This is a genomic window from Schumannella sp. 10F1B-5-1 (assembly GCF_006517535.1).
Taxonomy (GTDB): Bacteria; Actinomycetota; Actinomycetes; order Actinomycetales; family Microbacteriaceae; genus Schumannella.
On the sequence record NZ_VHQH01000036.1, the window covers coordinates 192,421 to 207,400 of the forward strand.

Below are 14,980 nucleotides of genomic sequence, written 5' to 3' on the forward strand. Positions count from 1 at the left end.
CGATCCTGATCGCCCGCCCGATCACTCGCCCCCTCGGTGCAGCAGGCGCCGCAGCACGTTCGTGTCCGCGAGGTCGACCAGCTCGTCCCCTCGGCCCGACATGACCGTGCGCAGCGCGTAGAGCGCGAAGCCCTTGGCCTGGGCCGCCGTGATGGTCGGCGGGATCGACAGCTCCTGTCGCGCGGTGACGACGTTCACGAGCGCGGGGCCGTCGTGCGCGAAGGCCTCGCGCAGCGCGCCGGGGAGATCGGCCGGCTCGGTCACCCGCGCGGCGTGCAGCCCGATCGCCGACGCGACCGCGGCGAAGTCGGGGTTGTCGAGCTCGGTGCCGAAGTTGACGAAGCCAGCCGCCTTCATCTCGACCTCGACGAAGTTCAGCGACGAGTTGTCGAACACGATCACCTTCACCGGCAGCCTGTTCTGGCGCAGCGTGAGCAGCTCGCCGAGCAGCATCGCGAGCCCGCCGTCGCCGGCCAGGGCGACGACCTGCCGACCCGGGAACGCCGCCTGGGCGCCGATGCCCTGCGACAGGGCGTTGGCCATCGAGCCGTGCGCGAACGAGCCGATCAGACGACGGCTCCCGTTCATGCGCAGATAGCGCGAGGCCCACACGACCGGCGACCCGACATCGGGGATGAACACCGCATCCTCGTCGGCCAGTTCGCTCACGAGCTTCACCAGGTACTGCGGGTGGATGGGCGTGCGCCCGTCGTCCGAGGCGAGTTCGTCGAGCTCCTCCCGGGCCTTGCGATAGTGCTTCGTCGAGCTGTCGAGGTGACGCGACGAGCGCTGGCCCTCGAGCAGCGGCAGCAGCGGCGGGATGCTGTCGGCGACGCGGCCGACGAGGCCGAGGTCGACCGGGGTGCGGCGTCCGATCTGCTCGCCCCGCGCATCCAGCTGGATGATCTTCGCCTTCGAGGGGAAGAACTGCGGGTAGGGGAAGTCGGTGCCGAGCATCAGCAGCGCGTCGCAGTCCTCCATGGCGCGGTAGCCCGACGAGAAGCCGAGCAGCCCGGTCATGCCGACGTCGAAGGGATTGTCGTACTCGACGAACTCCTTGCCGCGCATCGCGTGCACGATCGGCGCCTGCAGGCGCTCGGCCAGCGCGAGCAGCTCGGTGTGTGCGCCCTCCACCCCGGCTCCGGCCAGGATCGTCACCTTCTTCGCGGCGTTGAGGATGCCGGCCGCCTCGGCCAGCTGGGCGTCGGTGGGACGCATGACCCGCGGCGTCGTCGTGATCGGCGCCGAGGGGCGGCGGCCCACGTTCTCGGCCAGCAGCACGTCGCCCGGGATCACCACGACGGCGACGCCGCGCTTCTCGAGCGCCTCGCGCATCGCGATCTCGAGCACCCGCGGCATCTGCTCGGGCGTCGACACCAGCTCGGCGTAGACGCTGCACTCCCGGAACAGCTCCTGCGGATGCGTCTCCTGGAAGTAGGTGCTGCCGATCTCGCTCGACGGGATCTGCGCCGCGATCGCCACGACCGGCACCCGGCTGCGGTTCGCGTCGAACAGCCCGTTGATCAGGTGCAGGTTGCCGGGGCCGCAGCTGCCGGCGCAGACCGCGAGATCGCCCGTCAGCCCGGCGTCGGCGCTCGCCGCGAAGGCCGCGGCCTCCTCGTGCCGCACGTGCACCCAGTCCACGTCGTCGCGACGGCGGATCGCGTCGGTGAAGCCGTTGAGCGAGTCGCCCGGCAGCCCGTAGACGCGGCGGACGCCCGAGAGGGCGAGGATGTCGACGATGGAATCGGCGATGGTGGCCATGCCCACACGCTATTGAGGCGGTGGATGCGACGGCCCGGTCGGGCGCGGACTCCCAGCGCACGCGCACGCGGGCTCGTGACACTGCGCGGGCTCGTGACGCTGGCCGCGCGCGGGGCGCCGCCTGCGTGTCGGCTGGGGGCGCGCATCCACTCGCTCATCCGGCACGAATGCTGGATGAGGCGCCGCACCCGTCGATGCCGATCGTCGACGCCGAGCCCCGACTCGGCACCCCCGGCGGCGCCGGAGAGGACGCACCATCATGGCCTTCGTTCCCGCCGGAACCGACGACGCCCCGATCGACCTCTACGTCGAGGAGCACGGCTCGGGTCAGCCGGTCGTGCTGATCCACGGCTATCCCCTCGACGGGCAGTCGTGGGCGGCGCAGCAGCAGGCGCTGCTCGACACCGGATTCCGCGTCATCACCTACGACCGCCGCGGCTTCGGGCGCTCGACGAAGACGCCCGACGGCTACGACTACGACACCTTCGCCGCCGACCTCGATGCGGTGCTCACCTACCTGGAGGTGACCGACGCCATCCTCGTCGGGTTCTCGATGGGCACGGGCGAGGTCGCCCGCTACCTGTCGCGCTACGGCAGCGACCGCGTGGCGAAGGTCGCGTTCCTCGGCTCGCTCGAGCCGGCGCTGAAGAAGAGCGACGACAACCCCGACGGCGCGATCGACCAGGGCTTCATCGACGACTCGATCGCGCAGGTCAAGAAGGATCGCGAGGCCTGGTTCACCGGCTTCTTCAGCGACTTCTACAACCTCGACGAGAACCTCGGCTCGCGCATCACGCAGCAGCAGCTCGACGAGAGCATGGAGGTCGCGCGGAAGAGCGGCGAGACGGCGGCGTGGGCGGCGATCCCGACCTGGGGCACCGACTTCCGCGACGACATCGCCGCCGTCACCGTGCCGGCGCTGATCCTGCACGGCACGGCCGACAACATCCTGCCGATCGACGCGACGGCGCGGCGCTTCCACCGGGCGTTGCCGCACGCGGAGTACATCGAGATCGAAGGGGCGCCGCACGGCCTGCTCACGACGCACGCCGACGAGGTGACGCGGGCGCTGCTCGGCTTCGTGACGCGCTGACGGCCAGTCGGTCCGGGGTGCTCTCGATCCGCCAGGATCGACGCATGCCCCGTTCGCGATCCTTCGCCCAGGTCGACGTCTTCTCGGCCGAGCCCGGGCTCGGCAACCCGGTCGCCGTCGTGCTGGATGCGGTCGATCTGACCGAGGCCGAGATGGCCGTCTTCGCCCGCTGGACCAACCTCAGCGAGACGACCTTCGTGCTCCCGCCGACGCCCGAGGGACGCGCCGCCGGAGCCGACTACCGCCTGCGCATCTTCACGCCTGGCGGCGAGCTGCCCTTCGCCGGGCACCCGACCCTCGGCTCGGCGCACGCCTGGCTCGAGAGCGGCGGCGCCCCGCTCGCCGGCGACGTGCTGCGGCAGGAGTGCGGCGCGGGCGTCGTGCCGCTACGCCGAACCCCGACCGGTCTCGCATTCGCCGCCCCGCCGCTGCGGCGCTCCGGCCCGATCGACGCCGCCGAGCTGACCGAGATCGCGGATGTGCTCGGCATCGCGCCCGACCGCATCGTCGACCACGCCTGGGTCGACAACGGGCCCGGCTGGGCCGCCCTGCTGCTGGCGAGCGCCGAGGAGGCGCTCGCGGTCGTGCCCGATCCGGTGCGCATCCGGCACCACATGCTCGGCGTCGTCGGTCCGCATCCCGTCGGATCGCTCGCCGCGATCGAGGTGCGCGGCTTCGCCGGCCGCGTCGGCGTGCCCGAGGATCCCGTGACCGGGGGCCTCAACGCGAGCGTCGCCCAGTGGCTGATCGCCGCCGGACGGCTGCCGGCGAGCTACCGCGCGACGCAGGGCGCCGCGATCGGCCGCCGCGGCGTGATCGACGTCGACGCGGATGCCGACGGCATCTGGGTGGGCGGGCCCAGCACCACGGTCATCCGCGGCACGGTCGAGCTGTAGGAGCGGCCCGGCTCGGAGCCGCCCGCGTTCGTCCGTGTCGTCGGCGTCGTCGGCCTCGTCCGAGTCGCCCGGTCTCAGGCCCCCAGCAGCGCCTCGATCGGCCCGCGCGCGAAGAACAGCACGAAGCCGGCGGCCACGATCCAGAGCAGCGGCGAGATCTCGCGGGCGCGACCCGTGAGCGAGCGGATCAGCACCCAGCTCACGAAGCCGACGCCGATGCCGTTCGCGATCGAGTAGGTCATCGGCATCACGATGATCGTCAGGAACACCGGCAGCGCCGAGCTGAAGTCGCCCCATTCGAGCTCGCGGATCTGCGCGACCATGAGGGTTCCGACGACGACGAGCGCGGCCGCGGCGACCTCGAGCGGCACGACCCGGGTCAGCGGCGTGAGGAACATCGCGGCGAGGAACAGCACGCCCGTCACGATCGACGCGAGCCCGGTGCGGGCGCCCTCGCCGATGCCGGCGGCCGAGTCGACGAACACGGTGTTCGACGAGGTGGATGCGCCACCGCCGACGATCGCGCCGACCCCCTCCACGACCAGCGCCGAGCGCAGCCGCGGGAAGTCGCCCTTCTCGTCGGAGAGGCCGGCGCCCTTGGCGAGCCCGGTCATGGTGCCCATGGCATCGAAGAAATTCAGGAACAGCAGCGTGAAGACGAGCATGATCGCCGCGAGCGGCCCGATGCGCGCGAAGGCGCCGAAGCTGACGTGGCCGATGAGCCCGAAGTCGGGGAGCGACACGAGGCTGTCGGGCAGCGTCGGCACGTTGAGGTTCCAGCCGCCGGTCGTGTTCGTCACGCTCGAGCCGACGTGGAAGATCGCCTCGAGGATCACCGCCAGCACGGTCGTGCCGACGATGCCGATGAGCAGCGCGCCCTTCACCTTGCGGGCCACGAGAACGCCCATGAGCACGAGGCCGATCAGGAACGTGACGGTCGGCAGCGTCGCGATCGACCCCGCCTGGCCGAGCTGCACCGGCGGCGAGTTCGCACCGCTTGAGCGCACGAAGCCCGAGTCGACGAGGCCGATGAAGGCGATGAACAGGCCGATGCCGACCGTGATCGCGATCTTGAGCTCCTGCGGCACGGCGGCGAAGATCATCGCCCGCAGCCCGGTCGCGGCCAGGATCACGATGATCACGCCGTTGATCAGCACGAGGCCCATCGCCTCGGCCCAGGTCACCTGGCCGACGACGTTGACGGCGAGGAACGAGTTCATGCCGAGGCCGGCGGCCAGCGCGAACGGCAGGCGCGCGATCGCGCCGAAGGCGAGCGTCAGCAGGCCGGCGGCCAGCGCGGTCGCGGCGGCGACCTGCGCGTTCGGCAGCCAGCCGCCCTCCACATCCACGGCCGCTTGATCGGCGCTGAAGCCGCCGATGATGAGCGGGTTCAGGATGACGATGTAGGCCATCGCGAAGAACGTGACAAGACCGCCGCGCACCTCGCGCGGGATCGTCGATCCCCGCTTCGTGATCTCGAAGAAGCCGTCGAGACGACGGCCGAGCGTGCTGGCGACGGCGGACCTGACGATGAGGGGCCTCCGGTGGTGAGGGGGAGGGGTGGATGCGGGACGCGGATGCGCGAGCCCGCGGATCGAGCGTAGCGGCGGGCCGCGGCCTCGCGCGCGGCGGGCGCGCGGGCGGGCGCCCGCCGCGCGCGATGGCAGGCGCGACCGTGCGTGTCAACCCTTTGCGCGCATCCACGGCCCGCGAGAAGGTACGCAGGATGTCTGCTTCCCCCTTCGACGGATCTGCCCTGCCGACCGCCACCCTGCTCGACCAGCTCTGCGCGCATTTCCCGGGGGCCGGTCGGGGCCACGTCGAGACCGTGATGGTCGAGGAGCACGAGATCCTGGTGGGCGGCGAGCCGGGCGATGTCGTGCCGGGCGTGCTGTTCGCCGCGGTGCTGGAGCGGCTGCAGCGCGAGGCCGGCGCGCATCCCGACGGCGGGGCGCTGCCGGCCTGAACTCGCGGCCGGGTCCGGCGCCGCAGTCCCGACGCCGCCCGGAAGAGCGACGACCGCCGGCCCCGCAGAGCTCGACGGTCGTCGACGCGATCCCCCGATCGCTGGGGTCCGGCGGGTCAGTTGACGCGGCGCCAGAGGGTCTCGGTGCTGTGCAGGCGCGGCTCGCGCAGCAGGCGGGTGACGGCCTCGGGGTACTCCTCGAGGGCGATCGGCATCTCGATCGTGCGCTCGAGCACGTGCAGGTACTGGCGCACCGACATCTTGAACTCGCTCACGATGCGGCCGTTCTTCTCGCCGCCCGCGACCGTGTTCTCGGTCTCGAAGGCCAGGATGCGGTGCTGCAGCTCGTCGAGCGCGGCGGTGTTGAAGGCGGCTCCGTAGCGTCCACCGGCGGGGCGGACCATCATGTCGGTCATGCGAGAAGGCTCCAGACTCCGGCGACGGCCGCGACGAGCGCGAGCGATCCGGTGATCACGCCGGCGATGACGCCCGGCTCGGCGGTCCAGCGGGCGGGACGCTCGGCGTCGAGCGCCGCACGGCGGGATGCCTCGGGCTGCGTGCGCAGCTCGGGGCGGGAGAGTTCGGTGACGCTCATGAGCCTGACCTCCTCGACGACCGGAGCGGTATTCGCTCCGTGGACTATTTACTAGACAAACTAGTTACTAGTCCGGCGAGAAGGCAACTGCGACCTCACCTCATCATTCGGAGGCGGGTCGCAGCGGGTTCGGTGCCGCGGATCGCCGATGCGGATCGCGGATGCGAGCCCAGTGCCGCCAGCGGGATCAGTCGGCGTCGACGGTCTCGACGGCCTCGCGCATCCGGGTCAGGAACAGCACGACAGCGTCGGACTGCGCCGGCGTCAGCGACTCGGCCACCTCGACCATGCGCTCGTGCATGCGCCCGAGGGTGTGCCGCACCTCGTCGTCGCTCGACGGGGTCGCGACGACGATGATCGAGCGCCGGTCGGTGGGATGCGGGTCGCGCCGCACATGACCGCTCTTGACGAGCCGGTCGATGAGCACGGTGGTGGATGCGGACGAGATGTCGAGCCGCGTCGCCAGGTCCTTCGGCGTGACCACGTCGCCTCGCCGCGCGGCCTCGAGGAGGTAGCGGAGAGCGAGCAGATCAGTCTCGCCCATGCCCATCGACGACCGCGTGCGCCGGCGCATCGCGACCTCGGCGGAGCGGTAGCGGCGCAGGGCGTTGAGCACGTCGACGCTGGTCGTGGCGTGCTCGTCGCCATACCAGTAGCCGGAGATGCTCTCCACGCGTGCCGCAGTCATCGCCCCAGAGTCAATCCCGGGATCGCTAGTTTGTCTAGCCAAAGCGGTTGGGGTGGCGGCGCTGCACAGAGAACGCGCAGGACGCGGCGCTGTCTCTCGAGCCAGCCGAGCGTGCACGATACGCCGACGAGCGCGATCCTGATGAGCCTCGTGAGAGCCCCCTGGGAGAGACCTCCATCGCGTTGACGCCGGGCGCCGGGGTTCGGAATCGTGGCCGACTCGACGGCACGGAGCCGCGGCATCCCGAGGCCACCGTCTCACCGGATGCTCGGCACCAGGTCGTCGGATACGCAACGGACCCATCCATACGGAACCGGAGAAACCATGCTCACCATGACTCCCGCGGCCAGCACCGTGGTCAAGACCCTCATCGCCCAGAACCCCGACGTCGAGGACGGCGGCCTGCGCATCGACGCCGGCGGCGCCGAGGGCGTCGACTTCGCCGTCTCGATCACCGAGACCCCCGAGCCCACCGACTCCGTCGTCGAGTCCGACGGCGCCAAGGTGTTCCTCGGCGAGAGCGCCGTGATGGTGCTCGACGACAAGGTGCTCGACGCCAGCGTCGACGACGCCGGCGCGGTGCAGTTCGCGATCGCCCAGCAGGGCTGAGCGCTCCGACGCGCGACGGCGCCGCATCCTCCTCGCGAGGGTGCGGCGCCGTTCTGCGTCGCCGACCCGCGCACCGCAGCCGCCTCCCGGCTGCGGCCCGGGATGCGGGGATAGGGTCGAGATCGAAACGCGAATCGCGACAGGCGGGCCGGTCTCCCCGGAATCGGCGGCGTGTCGCCCTATCGTGACCGTGTGTGGCCAGCTGATCGACGAGGTGCTCTCGTGGAGGAGAACGACGGCGACGTGCGCGCCGACCCCCAGCTGACGGCTCCGCACGCCCTGGGCGTCGGAGGCGAGGACTGGTCGACGGGCAATGTCGCGCAGCCCACCTGGTCGCTCTGGCGCTCCGAGCTGAGCGAGGTCGGCGGCCGCTCGCCGCTGCTGCACTTCGTCGATGCGCGTTCCACCCGCATCGAGCTGAGCACGACGCATCCCGGCGGTCTCGCCCGCTTCATCACGGGCGCGGCGACGCTGCTCTCGAACCTCATCCGCGACGACGTCGCCCTCCGCTCGGCGCGGATCGCCGCCGACCAGATCGCCGCGAAGGGCCTCGAGCTCAGCACGACCCGCGGCATCGACGCCGTGCAGCTCGGCATCGGCATCGCCCGCTGGACGAACGCGGGCGAGGAGTTCTGCGGCCCGATCCTGCTGCGGCCGCTCGCGATCCGCCGTGCCGGCCGCGACTTCGAGCTCAAGCTGCGCGGCGGGCCCCGCCTGAACCCGGCCTTCGCGCGGGCGCTCGAGGAGCAGTTCGGCATCTCGCTCGACGCCGCGGCCTTCGTCGCGCTGACCGACGCGGGCGGCACGTTCAAGCCGAACGCCGTCATCGACCAGCTGCGCGGGCTCACCGGGCACCTGACCGACTTCGCCGTGTCGCCGCGCCTCGTCGTCTCGACCTTCGCCGACGTCGCCCACGGCCTGCTGGCCGACGCGACCGACCTCGCACATCCCGTGCTCGACGCGCTCGGCGGCAACGCCGGCGCGAAGTACGCGCTCGGCGAGGCGAACGCCGCGGTCGAGCCGAGCGACCCCGACCGCCGCGAGCCGTCGACCGACACGCTGCTGCTCGACGCCGACGCCGAGCAGGAGCAGGTGATCGCGCAGGTCGAGGCGGGCAACTCGCTCGTCGTCAAGACCATGCCGGGCGCCGGCGGCACGCAGACCGTCGTCAACGCGATCGGCGCGCTCGTGCGCCAGAACAAGCGCGTGCTGGTCGTCAGCCCGCGCCGGGCGACCCTCCAGGGCATCGCCGACCGCGTCGCGGAGGTGGGCCTGACCGGCCTCACCGTCACGCCGCGGTCGCTGCGCCGCGACGTCATCCAGGCGATCACGCGCAACGAGAAGGCGCAGCGGCCCGGTCTCGGCGACATCGACGAGGCGCTCGTGCGGCTGCGCGGCGTGCTCATCGACTACCGCGGCGCGCTCGGCCGCCCCGACGGCATCCTCGGCGTCTCGGTGCTCGACTGCGTGACCGAGCTCTCGCGGCTGGCGCTGCTGCCCGATCCCCCGTCGACCACCGCGCGTCTGCCCCGCTCGGCCGTCGAGGCGCTCGCGCTCGACCGCTCGGGCGTGGCCCAGACGATGGTGGATGCCGCTCGCCTGGGCGAGTTCCGCTACGGCCCGAACGACTCGCCCTGGTACGGCGCCAGCTTCGCCGACGGCGAGGCCGCTCACCGTGCTCACTCTGTCGCGAAGCGTCTGCACGACGAGGAGCTGCCGCGCCTGCTGGTGCGGGCCGGCGAGCTGATCGGCTCGACGCACCTGCGCCCCTTCGAGTCGGTCGCCGAGCTCGGCACCTACCTGAAGCTGCTGACCGACCTGCGCGACACCCTGGATCGCTTCCAGCCCTCGGTGTTCGACCGCTCGCTGAGCGAGCTGATCGCCGCCACCGCTCCGCGGCGCGAGTCGCCGACCATGTCGAGCGGCAACCGTCGCCGCCTCAAGGCGCTGGCCAAGGAGTACGTGCGCCCCGGCATGCACGTCGGCGACCTGCACGATGCCCTCACGCGGGTGCAGCAGCAGCGCATGATGTGGCAGCGCTACGTCGCCGCCGGGGTCACGCCCGAGGTGCCCGTCGGCATCGCCGATGTGCAAGTGGCCTGGCAGCAGGTCTCGCAGGATCTGGCCGAGCTCGACATCCCGCTCGACCGCTCGGGCGACACGCGGCTGGCCGCCCTGCCGATCGACGAGCTGGGCTCGATGGTCGAGGGGCTCGCCGCCGAGTCGGACGTGCTCGACAGCATCACCGAGCGCAGCGACCTGCTCTCGACCCTGCGCCACCTCGAGCTCGACGGCTTCCTCGGCGACCTGGCCGAGCGGCACGTGCCCGAGGACCGCGTCGCGGCCGAGCTCGAGCTGGCCTGGTGGCGCTCGGCGCTCGACGGGCTGCTCGAGTCGGAGCGCGCGCTGCTCGGCGCCAACACCGGCGTGCTCGAGCGGCTCGAGGCCGACTTCCGGCTGGTCGACGAGGCGCACGCCTCCGGCAGCTCGCAGCTGCTCGCCTGGCAGCTCGCCGAGGACTGGAAGATCGGGCTGCTCGACTGGCCCGAGGAGGCCGACGCGCTCAAGCGCACGCTGCGCGGCGGAGGCCTCTCGGCATCCGTACTGAACCGCGCCGCCCCGCACCTCGCCCGTGTCGTGGCGCCGGTGTGGCTCGCCTCGCCCTACGAGGTGCCGTCGATCAGCGATGAGCTCGCCTTCGACGCCGTCGTGCTCGTGGATGCGGGCACCGTCACGCTCGCCGAGACGCTCGGCGCGATCCGCCGGGCCAAGCAGCTCGTGGCCGTCGGCGACCCGGTCACCCAGACCCCTTCGCCGTTCACGACCGCCGTGCTGCAGCCCGACGACCCGGCGCGCACGGCGCCGTTCGACGTCGACGAGCTGCACGACCGCTCCGCGCTGGCGCAGCTCTCGAGCCTGCTGCCCGTGCTCTCGCTCACCCGCAGCTACCGTGCCGGCGGCGACGACCTCGCCGAGCTCGTGAACCGCAAGTTCTACGGCGGGCGCATCGACTCGCTGCCGTGGGCCGGTTCGTTCCTGGGGCACAACTCGCTCGCGCTCGACTACGTCGAGAACGGCACCGGGCTGCCCGACACCGTCACCGGCGCGGTCGAGAGCGTGGATGCCGAGGTCAACCGGGTCGTCGACCTCGTCATCGAGCACGTCACCACCCGTCCGCGCGAGTCGCTGATGGTCGTGACCGCGAACGAGCGCCACGCCGTGCGCGTGCAGCAGGCCGTGCTGTCGGCGGTCGGCGCGCGCCCGGAGCTCACCGACGCGCTGCTCGGCGACCGGCCCGAACCCTTCGCCGTGACCACGATCGACCGCGCGCTCGCGCAGAGCCGCGACCGCGTGATCTTCTCGCTCGGCTACGGGCGCACCCCGCACGGCCGGGTGCTGAGCGACTTCGGCGCGCTCGGGCGGCCGGGCGGGGAGCGGCTGCTCGCCGTCGCGATGACCCGCGCGCGGCGCTCGCTCGTGATCGTCACCTGCTTCCGCCCCGCCGACGTCGACGAGGGCCGCATGCAGCACGGCGCGATCGCGCTCGCCGAGATCCTCGACGAGATCGCCGACCGCCGCGACGATCCGCCGCAGGTCGACGCCTCCGACCCGATGCTGGTCGACCTGGGCCGCCGTCTCGCCGAGCGCGGTCTGCGCGTGGCTCTCGGCCACCGCGGCAAGCTCGGTCTCGTGGCCGCCAACGGCGGCACCTGCGTCGTCGTCGACACCGACGCGGCGCTGCTCGGTCGCAGTCTGCGCGAGTCGCTGCGCCTGCGCCCGGAGGTGCTGCGCCGCCTCGGCTGGCACTACGCCCGCGTGCACGCCTTCGAGCTCTTCGCCGATCCCGACGGCGTCGCCGACCGCATCGCCCGGCTGGCCGGGATCGCGACCGGTGGGCCGATCACCGAGGAGATCCCGGTCGTTGGCTGACGCCGTCGAACCGGATGCGCGACCCGGCGACGCCCCCGACCCCCGGCCCGGCACCGCATCCGCCGCCCCGCGTCGTCGCCGTCGCGTGACGACCGCGCCCCCGCCCGGCAGCGACCCGCATCCCGCGCCCGAGCCGGCCCGGGGCAGCGGGACCGACAACGACGCGCGCATGCGCGCCGAGAAGCCGCCGCACTACTGACGAACCGGCGCACGACGAAGGGCCGGGGAGCAGTGCTCCTCGGCCCTTCGCGACAACGATGATCAGCTCGCCGGCTTGGCCTCCGGCGCGCCGCTGTCGTACGGCGGGTGGTCGTCGGCGCCGCGCTGCGCGGCGTTCTGCGACGACAGCAGGTCGCGGATCTGCACGAGCAGGTCGATCTCGCTCGGCGGCTGGTCGGCCGGCGGCGCCTCCTCCTCCTTCTTCTTCGTGAAGGAGATCTTCTTGAGGTAGTTCATGGGCGTGATCAGCGCGAAGTAGACGACGATCGCGATCAGCAGGAACTGGATGATCGCCGCGATCACCGAGCCCCACGACAGCACGACCGCCGGCACGTCGCCGGCCTTCTCGCGCAGCGTGATGCCAGCGCTGTTCAGGTCGTCCGCGTTGAAGAGCAGCGTGATGACCGGGTTGAAGATGCCGTTCACCAGCGCGGTGACGATCGCCGTGAACGCCGTGCCGATGACGACACCGACGGCCAGGTCGATCACGTTGCCGCGGAGGACGAAGTCCTTGAATCCCTTGAGCATGCCGGACCTTTCCACTGAGGGGGATCCGGACGGGGACCGGATCAGCTGGAGGAGGAACCCGACGACGAGGACGAGCCCGAGGAACCCGAGGAGGCGCTGCCGGAGCTCGACGACGACGACGAGGACGACGAGCCGGAGCCGGACCCCGAGGAGCTCGACGACGATCCGCCGCCCGACTTCACGCTAGCGCGGCTGTCGGTGCGGTAGAAACCCGAGCCGTTGAAGGTGACGCCCACCGCGCTGAACAGCTTGCGCAGCTTGCCGCCGCACGCCGGGCACTCGGTGAGCGAGTCGTCGGTGAAGGCCTGCTGGATGTCGAAGGCGTTCCCGCACTCGGTGCAGCGGTAGGAGTAGGTGGGCATGGGCGACCTCAGGTCAGCGGACGGATCCGGGCGGGGGAGCGGCGGTGCTCCGGGAGCGAGCGGCGAGCTCCAGGATCAGGAGGCCCGCAGCTCGGTGATGCCGCCGGGGGTCACGACCCCGTCGACCGGCACGTCGTGGCGCTCGCTCGGCACCTCGTCGACGAGCTCGTCGTCGAAGATCACAGCATAGACGGGCGGGCAACCCTCCACCGATCCGAGGGTCTTGTCGAAGTAGCCGCGGCCCCAGCCCATGCGCATGCCCTGTCGGTCGACGCTCGCCGCGGGCACCAGGATGAGGTCGACCTCGTTGATCGCGAGGGGGCTGAGCAGCTCGCTGGTCGGCGTCGGCATGCCGAGCACGTCCTCGTCCTCCTCGGCGCCGTCGTAGGTCGCCCAGTCGAGCAGCCCGTCGACGCGGGAGATCGGCAGCAGGATGCGCACCCCGGCCGCGTCGGCGGCGCGCAGGAACGCGCGGGTCGGCGGCTCGTCGGGAGTGGAGAGGTACGCGGCGATCGAACGCGCCCCGGTGCGCTGCAGCAGCGCACCCAGGTGCGAGGTCAGCGCCTGCTCGTCGTTCGCGCGCTCGGTCGAGGTGCGGATGCGGCGGCGCTCGCGCAGCTCGGCGCGGAGGGCGCGCTTGGCCAGGTCGATGTCGTCGGGCACGTGCCGATTCTAGGTCGGCATCCAGGACAACCCGTCTCCCTGGCGGGCATGCGGCCCGCTAGCATCGCTGAATGGCCATCACGAAAGCCGTCATCCCCGTCGCCGGACTCGGAACGCGCTTCCTCCCCGCGACCAAGGCGATGCCGAAGGAGATGCTCCCCGTCGTCGACCAGCCCGCGATCCAGTACGTGGTGGAGGAGGCCGTGCAGGCCGGCCTGCACGACGTGCTCATGGTCACCGGTCGCAACAAGACGGCCCTCGAGAACCACTTCGACCGCGTGGGCGAGCTCGAGTCGGTGCTGACCGCGAAGGGCGACGTCGAGAAGCTCGAGAAGGTCAAGCACTCCACCGACCTCGCCGACGTGCACTACGTGCGCCAGGGCGACCCCAAGGGCCTCGGCCACGCCGTGCTGCGCGCCAAGATGCACGTCGGCCACGAGCCCTTCGCGGTGCTGCTCGGCGACGACATCATCGATGCGCGCGACCCCCTGCTGACCCGGATGCTCGAGGTGCAGCAGTCGCGCAGCACCACCGTCATCGCGCTGCTCGAGGTCGACCCCTCGCAGACCCACCTCTACGGCATCGCCACGGTCGAGTCGACCGACGAGGACGACGTCGTGAAGATCACCGGCCTGGTCGAGAAGCCCCCGCCGGGCGAGGCGCCGTCGAACCTGGCCATCATCGGCCGCTACGTGCTGCGCCCCGAGGTGTTCGACATCCTCGAGCAGACCCCGCCGGGCAAGGGCGGCGAGATCCAGCTGACGGATGCGCTGCAGGCGATGGCCCAGGGCCCGGCCTGGGCGGGCGGCGTCTACGGCGTCGTCTTCCGCGGCCGCCGCTACGACACCGGCGACAAGCTCGACTACATCAAGGCGATCGTGCAGCTCGCCTCCGAGCGCGACGACCTCGGCCCGGAGCTGCGGCCCTGGCTGAAGGAGTTCGCGGGCGGACTCGACAGCGACGGCTCGGCCGCCGAAGCGGACGGCGTCCGCGACGATGGCGATCCCGACGCTGCGTGACGGCGCGGTCTCGATCCGACCCATCCGGCTGCGCGACGCCCGCGCCCTCGAGCGCGAGCTGACCCTCAACCGCGCCTGGCTGCGCCAGTGGGAGGCCACGAACCCGCTGGGTCCGGTCACGATCGACACCCGCTCGAGCATCCGCTCGCTGCTCGCGAACGCGCGAGCCGGCGGCGGCATCCCGTTCGCGATCGAGGTCGATGACGAGTTCGTCGGGCAGCTGAACGTGTCGGGGCTGACCTACGGCTCGCTGTCGTCGGCGTCGATCGGCTACTGGGTATCCGAGCGCGTGGCGGGGCGCGGGGTCACGCCCACGGCGGTCGCGCTGGCGACCGACCACTGCTTCTTCGGGCTCGGGCTGCACCGCATGGAGATCTGCATCCGACCCGAGAACGGGCCGAGCCTGCGCGTGGTCGAGAAGCTCGGCTTCCGCTATGAGGGACTGCGTCGGCGGTTCATCCACATCAACGGCGACTGGCGCGACCACTTCTGCTTCGCCCTCACGGTCGAGGAGCTGCCGCAGGGCGTGCTGCGGCGCTGGCGCGAGGGGCGGGTGCCGGCGACGGTGGGCCGGGTGCCCGACGAGGACCGGCTGGCCGCCCAGCGTCCGCTGCGCTTCGGCTGAGTTCAGGATGCGCGCCGCGCGCG

Annotated in this window: 16 protein-coding genes; 8 read left to right on the plus strand and 8 right to left on the minus strand. The window is 71.9% G+C overall.

Annotation, left to right across the window (positions count from 1 at the left end):
• Positions 1-21 precede the first annotated feature (21 nt).
• Positions 22-1,764 (minus strand): ubiquinone-dependent pyruvate dehydrogenase, encoded by a 1,743-nt coding sequence (gene poxB / locus FJ658_RS06525; RefSeq protein ID WP_141144558.1) that lies wholly within the window; start codon positions 1,762-1,764, stop codon positions 22-24.
• A 259-nt stretch (positions 1,765-2,023) separates the two neighbouring features.
• Between poxB and FJ658_RS06530 the strand changes: the two genes are divergently transcribed.
• Positions 2,024-2,857 carry an alpha/beta fold hydrolase gene (locus FJ658_RS06530; protein ID WP_141144559.1) on the plus strand — a complete coding sequence of 278 codons (834 nt, stop codon included), beginning with the start codon at positions 2,024-2,026 and terminating at the stop codon, positions 2,855-2,857.
• Positions 2,858-2,901: 44 nt separating this feature from the next.
• A complete protein-coding gene (locus FJ658_RS06535) occupies positions 2,902-3,753 on the plus strand; it encodes a PhzF family phenazine biosynthesis protein (protein WP_141144560.1) in 852 nt (283 codons plus the stop codon).
• Between the two features lie 74 nt (positions 3,754-3,827).
• Here the strand turns inward: FJ658_RS06535 and FJ658_RS06540 are convergent, their stop codons facing one another.
• Positions 3,828-5,285, minus strand: coding sequence for an NCS2 family permease (locus tag FJ658_RS06540; RefSeq protein WP_255447630.1), 1,458 nt, complete (start codon positions 5,283-5,285; stop codon positions 3,828-3,830).
• 194 nt (positions 5,286-5,479) lie between these two features.
• Between FJ658_RS06540 and FJ658_RS06545 the strand changes: the two genes are divergently transcribed.
• On the plus strand, positions 5,480-5,719 hold the full coding sequence (locus FJ658_RS06545; RefSeq protein ID WP_141144562.1) for a hypothetical protein: 240 nt from the start codon (positions 5,480-5,482) through the stop codon (positions 5,717-5,719).
• A 116-nt stretch (positions 5,720-5,835) separates the two neighbouring features.
• On the opposite strand, the gene FJ658_RS06550 is transcribed toward FJ658_RS06545, so the two are convergent.
• From FJ658_RS06550 to FJ658_RS06560, 3 genes are all read right to left on the minus strand, one after another.
• On the minus strand, positions 5,836-6,135 hold the full coding sequence (locus tag FJ658_RS06550) for a DUF3263 domain-containing protein (protein WP_141144563.1): 300 nt from the start codon (positions 6,133-6,135) through the stop codon (positions 5,836-5,838).
• A complete protein-coding gene (locus FJ658_RS06555; RefSeq protein WP_141144564.1) occupies positions 6,132-6,314 on the minus strand; it encodes a hypothetical protein in 183 nt (60 codons plus the stop codon). The genes FJ658_RS06550 and FJ658_RS06555 overlap by 4 nt, the downstream gene beginning before the upstream one ends.
• Before the next feature lie 187 nt (positions 6,315-6,501).
• Positions 6,502-7,002, minus strand: a complete 501-nt coding sequence (locus FJ658_RS06560) for a MarR family winged helix-turn-helix transcriptional regulator (RefSeq protein WP_141144565.1) — start codon at positions 7,000-7,002, stop codon at positions 6,502-6,504.
• Between the two features lie 333 nt (positions 7,003-7,335).
• Between FJ658_RS06560 and FJ658_RS06565 the strand changes: the two genes are divergently transcribed.
• The 3 genes from FJ658_RS06565 to FJ658_RS06575 all read left to right on the plus strand — a co-directional run bounded on the left by FJ658_RS06565 (position 7,336) and on the right by FJ658_RS06575 (position 11,740).
• Positions 7,336-7,611, plus strand: coding sequence for a Fe-S cluster assembly protein HesB (locus tag FJ658_RS06565; RefSeq protein WP_255447603.1), 276 nt, complete (start codon positions 7,336-7,338; stop codon positions 7,609-7,611).
• A 222-nt stretch (positions 7,612-7,833) separates the two neighbouring features.
• Entirely contained in the window at positions 7,834-11,541 is a 3,708-nt protein-coding gene (locus FJ658_RS06570) for an AAA family ATPase (protein ID WP_255447604.1), read from the plus strand.
• Positions 11,534-11,740: a hypothetical protein gene (locus FJ658_RS06575; RefSeq protein WP_141144568.1), complete on the plus strand. Its 207-nt coding sequence runs from the start codon at positions 11,534-11,536 to the stop codon at positions 11,738-11,740. Before FJ658_RS06570 ends, FJ658_RS06575 begins: the two co-directional genes overlap by 8 nt.
• Before the next feature lie 62 nt (positions 11,741-11,802).
• Here the strand turns inward: FJ658_RS06575 and mscL are convergent, their stop codons facing one another.
• The 3 genes from mscL to FJ658_RS06590 form a co-directional block, all read right to left on the minus strand.
• Complete coding sequence (gene mscL / locus FJ658_RS06580) at positions 11,803-12,288, minus strand: large conductance mechanosensitive channel protein MscL (protein ID WP_141144569.1); 486 nt, start codon at positions 12,286-12,288, stop codon at positions 11,803-11,805.
• Positions 12,289-12,329: 41 nt separating this feature from the next.
• A complete protein-coding gene (locus FJ658_RS06585; RefSeq protein WP_141144570.1) occupies positions 12,330-12,650 on the minus strand; it encodes an FmdB family zinc ribbon protein in 321 nt (106 codons plus the stop codon).
• A 75-nt stretch (positions 12,651-12,725) separates the two neighbouring features.
• On the minus strand, positions 12,726-13,313 hold the full coding sequence (locus FJ658_RS06590; protein WP_141144571.1) for a 5-formyltetrahydrofolate cyclo-ligase: 588 nt from the start codon (positions 13,311-13,313) through the stop codon (positions 12,726-12,728).
• 71 nt (positions 13,314-13,384) lie between these two features.
• Between FJ658_RS06590 and galU the strand changes: the two genes are divergently transcribed.
• Positions 13,385-14,332 carry a UTP--glucose-1-phosphate uridylyltransferase GalU gene (gene galU / locus FJ658_RS06595; protein ID WP_141144572.1) on the plus strand — a complete coding sequence of 316 codons (948 nt, stop codon included), beginning with the start codon at positions 13,385-13,387 and terminating at the stop codon, positions 14,330-14,332.
• Positions 14,310-14,957, plus strand: coding sequence for a GNAT family N-acetyltransferase (locus FJ658_RS06600; RefSeq protein WP_141144573.1), 648 nt, complete (start codon positions 14,310-14,312; stop codon positions 14,955-14,957). The genes galU and FJ658_RS06600 overlap by 23 nt, the downstream gene beginning before the upstream one ends.
• The last annotated feature ends 23 nt before the right edge of the window (positions 14,958-14,980 follow it).